We start from the raw sequence: 7,117 nt of genomic DNA, 5'->3' as shown, positions 1-7,117 counted from the left end.
CACGGTCGGCTGCGCGAGGTCGGCGCTGAGGACGTCACCGTGGTGCTGCGGATGCTGTCAGATCGCCGTGATCAGCTCTCAGCGTCACGCAACAGGACCGTGTGTCGGCTCCACAACCATCTACGTCACCTGCGCCCAGGTGGTGCTGCGCTGCATCTGACGGCGGAACGGGGCAGCCGGCTGCTGCAGCGGATTCGCCCCGACGGCGTGGTCGCCGTGCAACGCAAGCAGCTAGCCCACGAGCTCTTGGTCGACCTGCGGAAGGTCGACAAGCAGCTGATCGACATTGACCAGCGCATCGTCGAAGCCGTCACCGCCTCGAGGACCACACTGACCGACGTGGTCGGCGTCGGACCGATCCTGGCTGCGGTGATCATCGGACACGCTGGCGACATCCACCGGTTCCCCTCGCGCGCCCACTTTGCGAGCTACGCAGGCACCGCACCGATCGAGGCGTCCTCGGGTGACGTGTCGCGCCACCGGCTCTCACGCCGCGGCAATCGCCGGCTCAACGCTGCCATCCACATGGTCGTGCTCAGCCAGCTGTCCCACACGAGTCCCGGTCGCGTCTACGTCGATCGACGCCTCGCCGAGGGCAAGTCCCGACGAGAAGCGATGCGCGCCCTCAAGCGTCAACTGTGCAACGTGATCTACCGGCACCTGGTCGACGACGCCGCTGCCGAGCGGTGCGCCGCGCCAGCCGCAGCGTGAGCGGATCCGGGGGACACGCCAGCCTCGAGGGCTGACGCCAGGTCACACCCGGATCCGGGAACGACCCTACATCGCAGCCCAGCGTGTCGCTGGGCTGGCCTTATCACGCCCTCAGAGTTCCCACCCGACACCGCACTTGACACACAGAGGGTTCGTTACGGGGGGTCAGCGGATGTCGCTTCGCGCACAAAGTTGCCGCGAGGTCTCCGGTAGTGAGGGACTCAGGAAGACGCCCCGCGGGTCCAGCCTCACGTCGCCGTACGATCTGGTCCGTCGGGTTCGGTGGCTGGGCCGGTGCGGCTCCCGGTCAGCGTGGTGCGCAGCGCATCAAGGAAGGCGGCCGGCTGTTCGAGGGCGGGGTCATCGCGGGCATCCTCGATGACGTGCAGCGGCCAGTTGTACCGGTTGCTGGCGGCCTGGGCGACCGCCACCGGCACGCCGACGTCGTGGCGTCCCCAGATGAGGGACGTTGGGATGCTGATGCGTTCGAGCTCGGTCGGCGCGATCGGAGAGCCGAACGCCCGGGCCAGGCGGCGTGTTGCCGTCCGCACGCGAGGTGTGCGGAAGCATTCGACGGCATAGTCGACCATCGCCTGGTAGGTCTCTCCCATGTCCCTGCGGGCACCATCGAGGTCCACGAAGCAATAGTTGCGGAAACCTCGTTCCAGGTTCTGTTCGCTGGGACGGAGCAGGACCCGGAGAAAGGTCAGGGCCAGCCCGGGAGGTGGGCGGAACGGTGCCAACCCCAGGCTGTCCACGAGCACGAGACCGGCGAGGTGGTCGCCGCGGCGGGCCGCGAACCGGGCTGCGATCGCCCCGCCCGGGCCCTTGCCGACAAGGACAGGTGGTTGCGTGCAGGTCTGCTCGACCAGGTCCTCCAGCCAGGCCAGGACGATGTCCCGGTCAAAGCGGCCAGCTGGCAACTCCGATGCGCCAAGCCCCGGCAGGTCGGGTGCGATGACCCGATGGGTGGCCAGCAGGTCGGGGATCACTCGCCACCAGACCGGTCCGAATTCGCCCTGGAGGAACACGACGGGCGGGCCATCGCCCGCCTTGAGCAGGGCAGTCGGGATGCCGGCGACCTGTCGGCGATGGTCGCTGGCCAAGGCCGCCGCGACCAGGCGTCCACGGGGCGTGGCCGTGCTGGCGGAAACCTCGGTGCGAGCACTGGGGGACATCAGGCCTGTCTCCTTTCGCGCGGGGTCGGCCGGGACGGCGGGGGGTGATGGGACGATGCCTTCCCGGCGCGGCGTGTCGTGCTGGGGCTGCGGCTGCGTGGTCGTGCCGACGCGATGTGTTCGGCGATGTACGCGGCGTCTGGGCCCACGCCGCCCAGCAGCGCCGAACTGAGCGACCGGAGGAACAGCAGCCCAACGAAGTACAGGCCCGGGATCGACTCGACGACGCCACGATCGTGGACCGGGAACCCGTGCTGTGTCGGCAGCGGCAGGTCGATCCACGCGTAGTCGGGCGTGTAGCCCGTGCACCAGACGACGTTGGCCACCTCCAGGGTGGTCCCGTCCTCCAGCACCGGATGGCCCGCCTGCACGCCCACCGTCGATGGGACGCGCTCGATTCCCGCGATCCTGATCTGCTTGCGTCGCCCGCCGCCCAACGGAATGCCACGCGGGGGGTCGAGGAAGTGGTCGCGAGCCTTCCGGCCCAGCGGGTTCGTCACCACCAGCACCCGTGTCGCCACGGTCCACATCACGGCCTTCAGCACCCGGTCACCGAAACTTCCGGGCCGGCCCAGCGATGGCTCCTGCCCGGGATCCCGGCCAGACAGCCAGGTCCAGTGATGGGGAGCCAGGTCCAGCGCCACTTCGGTACCGGAGTTTCCGGCCCCGACGACCAGTACCGGCCCGGACTGCAGTTGAGATCGGTTACGGTAGTCTCTGGAGTGGAGCTGGACGATGCCGTCACCGAGGTCGCGCGCAAACGGCGGAATCTTCCGGTGGCGGTAGACACCGGTGGCCACGACAACGTTCTCCGCGACCACCATGGATCCGTCCAACGACACCTCGAACTGGTCTCCCAGGCGGGACAGCCGGTCGACGTGCACGCCGGTTCGGACGGGGAGTTCGAACTCGTGGGCGTAGGCCTCCAGGTAGTCGGCGGCTTCGTCCTTGGTCGGGTACGAGGAAGGCGATCCCGGAAACGGCATCCCCGGCAGTCCGTCGTATCGACGTGGCGTGAACAGGCGCAGGGAGTCGTATCGGTTGCGCCAGGCGTCACCGATCCTGTCGCACGCGTCCAGGATCACGAACGGCAGGCCCTGCTGCTTGAGGTGGTAGCCGACCGCCAGACCCGACTGGCTGCCGCCGATCACAACGGTGTCGACGTGATGGCCGTCCATGAACCCCTCCCTGCCGTCCTCTTCGACCGTACGAAGACACCCGTCGGGAGGGAATAGGGAGTTCTCCCTACGTGACCAGACCGTGTTCCATGGCGAACAGGGTCGCACCGGCCCGCGTGGAGACGTCCATCTTGCGGTAGGCGTTCTGGATGTGATGGTCGGCAGTCTTCACGGAGATGCCGAGCGTGCGGGCGACCTGATTGGTCTGACGACCTCGCGCCAGCAGGCGGACCACCTCCACCTCCCGCTCCGTCAGCCCTGCCGGACGCTCCACCTGGGGAACGGGCTGTCCGGCAGCCTCGAGCACTCCCGCGAGCATGTCCGGGTCGTGTCGTCCGGTGTTGGTCTCCCGGCGCAGGATCTCGGCGGCTTCGTCCGCGCGGATGGCGTCGCGATGTGGCCTCCGTTCGGTCATCGCTGTGAATGCATCGGCGGTGGCCAGCAGTCGAGCGGTCGGGGGCAACGAGGTACCGGTGGCGTTGCGGTGGTACCCGCTCCCGTCGAGGCGCTCGTGGTGGGCACCGGCAGTCGGCCCCAGCGCAGCGAGCACGTCGCCCCTTCCCAGGATCCGTTCCGCGTGGTAGGCGTGCAGCCTGACCTGCTCACACTCGTCGGCACTCAGCGGTCCAGGCTTCGCCCAGGTCCGTGGGGAGACGGCCACCCGCCCAACATCGTGGACGAGCGCTGCCCGTCCCACCAGGGAAACGTCGGACGCACTGAAGCCACAGCGCTGGCCCGCGGCGGTCGCCAGTCGAGCAACCCCCGCCGAGTGCCCCGCCAGCCACGGCGAGATCAGGTCTGCGAAGTCCCCGACGGCCGCGAGCGCCCGATCAATCTCGTGGCCCTCCAGGGACAGCCACGGGTGGGGTTCGGTCGCAAGGGTCGTCTCCCACGCCGAACCGGACGTGTCGACCTCCAACATGATCTTCCGTGCGTCGTCGGCGAACCGTCGAGCCACCACGGGGTCAAAGGCGCCGCCAGCGCGATCACGGATGACGTCCACGGCGTCGCCCGCTCCTCCCACGTGCCGCTGGATGGCGGCGTCCCGAGCGACCTGGGCGATGCGCAACGCCAACGGGATCCCGTTGCCTTCCGCACGCCCGAGGAGCCCGTGCCCGTCCCACCGCTCGGTCATGAACTCAAACAGCGCCTGGACGGACGGCGGGAGGCCCAGGCGTTCCGCGAGCATCTCCGCCACCTCGCAGACGGCGCGCAGATGCGGCCTGGCGATCATCAGGAACCGCGGAAGCCGCGTCGCGGTCTCGTAGGCACGCCGATACGACGGGCTGTCGGGCGGAGGAAGGGCCCTCACGAGCCCGGCCAGGGACTGCACCCGTGACCCGAACAGGGTCGGCCCAGCCGTCTCGGTCATCGACCCGCCGACGATGTCCGCGAGGACGCCAGCGTCGGTGGTGCATCCCGAGTACATCAGCAACGACCCGTAATACGTCTGCCTCGCCGTCTCCCGGTCGACTTCCAGCAGTTCCCCCAGCCGCATCGCCATCAGCGTGGCATGCAGGCCGTGCTCGAACGGAAGCCCCATCCCCAGGTCCGTGGCCAGACACGCCGCCGCCACAACCTCCGCGGCCCGTACCGTCTCCCCGGTCCCGCCCGCATCACCACCCATGCCATCAGCGTACGTTCCGTGCAACGCACCGGGCACGCCTTCTGTGATGTGGCACCCCCAGCGGAACGAGCATCCCTGCCGAGTACCACCTCGATTGACTCGCGACCCAACCTGTAGCCGCCTGCGAGTATGTGGTGAGGCGTTCCACGATCACGGCACAAACGACCGCCCACCGCGCCGAGAGTTCAACTGTGGCGCCATACAGCGGTAGCGTGCCATGCAGAACGGCCGTCAGGCTCCGCCCGCTTGCGATTGACTTTCGCCGTTCGACCGAGTCCAGGAGTCACGACGTCTGACGGGAGCAAGGGTGGCAACGGCTTGCTCCAGACCTCGGTCGGGAGCCGTACATCGACCGTGCCGTGGTTATCCACGAGCCGGACGTCACTTCTCGGAAGATGGCGGTTGCGCAGCGGATGAGGGCTGGCGTGGATTGGAGTCTCGTCATGTTCGAGAAACCGGTGATGCCGAACCCTGACGAGGTCCAGTGGGCACGCGGTAGGTCGCAGCTGCCTACTTCGAGTGCTACCTGGGCGGGACGCGAGGCGTTCAGGCAGCACTGCCCGGCGGGTTCGGCTGCTTCGGCATCGTCGCGGACTTCGCGCCGAGTACACCTTCGCTTGGTGAATGGCGCATTCGACCGGCCGGAGCCCTCGGAAGTCTTGTGCTCACGAGCCGAGACGTGTGGTCGACGGACGGATTCTTGGACAGGGCCGCGCCCTACGACACGCCCGCGCCGTACCCGACGGTTTCTGTGTTCGTCGCGGCGGTGCCGGATCCTGCCCTCGAGGTTATCGCGATGAGCGACAGCGGCGTGCCCCTCGGTACGGCGTCGTGGCCTGCCCGACGCGCGCGACCGTAGATCCGACGCGCTGGCGTACACGTCGGCTAGCCATGCGGTAGTTCGCTCGGCTACGGCATCGACCGACCTCGAGGTTGCGCCATAGCGATGAGCAACGAGATCGTATGCTGGTCATTGCGAACCGCTACCCTCAGGTGCCCCGGGGCGAGAATCGGAACCTCCAGCCGTGAGGTCGACTCTTGTGGTTCGCTCTCAACGCGGACACCGCCGAGGAACCCTTCGCCTGGATCCTCCCCGCAGCTAGCCTCGGAGGCGCAGCGGGTTCGGTGTCTGCGAGACGCAGGAGTAGGACACTCCGATGTGCACCACATCCTCACGGCGCTTGTGCGCGTTCACCGTCGCGCTGCGGGTCGAGTTCCAGAACAACGCCAGCCTGGCCGGCGGTGCGTTCGCCACCATGATCAACGGGTGGGAGACCGCCACCGAGTCGATGTGGAATGGGTCGCACGGTCACCAGCACTTCGGCTGCTGCGCCGTGTCCTTCGAGGTCATCACCCGGGTCGGGTCCGGCACCGCGAACTTCCATCAGATCAACGTCGTCGCCGGGCCCCAGACCTCGTTCGTCAACCGGCTCGGACCCGGTTGCACCGGCGGCCGCTGGGACGCCCAGGACACCGGCAACGTCATCGCCCACGAGTCCGGCCACCTCCTCAGCCTGCCTGACGAGTACGACTACAACGGGCCGGGCAACTCCTACCGCAACCTCAACCCGCAGCCCGCGGGCCAGCCGCAGAGCATCATGGCCCAGACGTGGGCCAACGTCGCTGCCCTGCAAAGCCACGTCGACGCCATCATGAACGGGCTCGGCGCAACCTGCCCGTGGTGGTGCTGCCTGATCCGGCCGCTGCACTGGCTCACGGACGTGCTCCGGCTGGTGCTGCCGCTGCCTCTACTAGTCAAAGCGCCCGTGCAGCTGCCCGCAGAGGAGGAGCGCATGGTCGAGGATGGTGACCGATCCATCGAGGACACAATCGAGGCCGTGCGGGACGGGTCCCCGGCCAGCATGTCCGCAGCGGTACGGATCCTCGGCGCCGCCGGGCCCAAGGCAGCCGACGCCATCGAACAAGCCGCCCGGGACGAACACCCGGTCGTGCGGTGGGTGGCGGTGGCGGCTGCCGACGAGATCGGGCAGGAGGAGATCCTCACCGCTGCGCTCGACGACCCGGACCTGCGCATCCGCGTCACCGCAGCGGGCGCGCTGGCGAGGCGGAACCGCCGCGATGGCATCCAGGCGCTGGTCGACGGGCTGACCAGCAACCAGGTCGCCATCGGTCACCCGCCCGAGCTCGTCGCCGACGTGGCCGAACAGGCGCTGGAGAAGCTGGCGCGCGAGTCCCTGTCCCGACCAGGTGACTCACCCGAGGCGCGTGCTGAGCGCTGGCGCCGCTGGGCTGCGCAGTCCGGCGAGTGACGCGCACAAGCGCCCCCTGTCGGCAGCCCTCCGTGTCAAGCTCTCGTGGGACAAGCTCCAGGCCGATAATGAACGAGTCTGAGGGCGAGATGGGACACGGGAACAATGACAACCAACGCGTCCGTGGCCAACGGCCACACTGGGGGCATGGAC

The 7,117-nt window shown here is 68.4% G+C and carries 5 protein-coding genes; 2 read left to right on the top strand and 3 right to left on the bottom strand.

Annotated features, from left to right (window positions below):
* A partial coding sequence (locus KY462_16365; protein MBW3579272.1) for a transposase occupies positions 1-711 on the top strand: 711 nt, incomplete at its 5' end.
* A 248-nt stretch (positions 712-959) separates the two neighbouring features.
* On the opposite strand, the gene KY462_16360 is transcribed toward KY462_16365, so the two are convergent.
* The 3 genes from KY462_16360 to KY462_16350 all read right to left on the bottom strand — a co-directional run bounded on the left by KY462_16360 (position 960) and on the right by KY462_16350 (position 4,694).
* Positions 960-1,889, bottom strand: a complete 930-nt coding sequence (locus KY462_16360) for an alpha/beta hydrolase (protein ID MBW3579271.1) — start codon at positions 1,887-1,889, stop codon at positions 960-962.
* On the bottom strand, positions 1,889-3,067 hold the full coding sequence (locus tag KY462_16355) for an NAD(P)/FAD-dependent oxidoreductase (GenBank protein ID MBW3579270.1): 1,179 nt from the start codon (positions 3,065-3,067) through the stop codon (positions 1,889-1,891). The genes KY462_16360 and KY462_16355 overlap by 1 nt, the downstream gene beginning before the upstream one ends.
* Positions 3,068-3,134: 67 nt before the next feature.
* Positions 3,135-4,694, bottom strand: coding sequence for a LuxR C-terminal-related transcriptional regulator (locus tag KY462_16350; GenBank protein ID MBW3579269.1), 1,560 nt, complete (start codon positions 4,692-4,694; stop codon positions 3,135-3,137).
* 1,157 nt (positions 4,695-5,851) lie between these two features.
* On the opposite strand from KY462_16350, the gene KY462_16345 reads away from it, so the two are divergent.
* Positions 5,852-6,964, top strand: a complete 1,113-nt coding sequence (locus KY462_16345; GenBank protein ID MBW3579268.1) for a hypothetical protein — start codon at positions 5,852-5,854, stop codon at positions 6,962-6,964.
* The last annotated feature ends 153 nt before the right edge of the window (positions 6,965-7,117 follow it).

This window comes from Actinomycetota bacterium, from assembly GCA_019347675.1.
Classification (GTDB): Bacteria; Actinomycetota; Nitriliruptoria; order Nitriliruptorales; family JAHWKO01; genus JAHWKW01.
Note: the sequence above shows the minus strand (reverse complement) of the source record. Positions and strands in the feature narration are given on the sequence as shown.

Bases quoted from the DNA above. Each gene is read 5' to 3' on its own strand.
- KY462_16360 (MBW3579271.1), bottom strand. From the start codon at position 1,889: ATGTCCCCCAGTGCTCGCACCGAGGTTTCCGCCAGCACGGCCACGCCC.
- KY462_16355 (MBW3579270.1), bottom strand. From the start codon at position 3,067: ATGGACGGCCATCACGTCGACACCGTTGTGATCGGCGGCAGCCAGTCG.
- KY462_16350 (MBW3579269.1), bottom strand. From the start codon at position 4,694: ATGGGTGGTGATGCGGGCGGGACCGGGGAGACGGTACGGGCCGCGGAG.
- KY462_16345 (MBW3579268.1), top strand. From the start codon at position 5,852: ATGTGCACCACATCCTCACGGCGCTTGTGCGCGTTCACCGTCGCGCTG.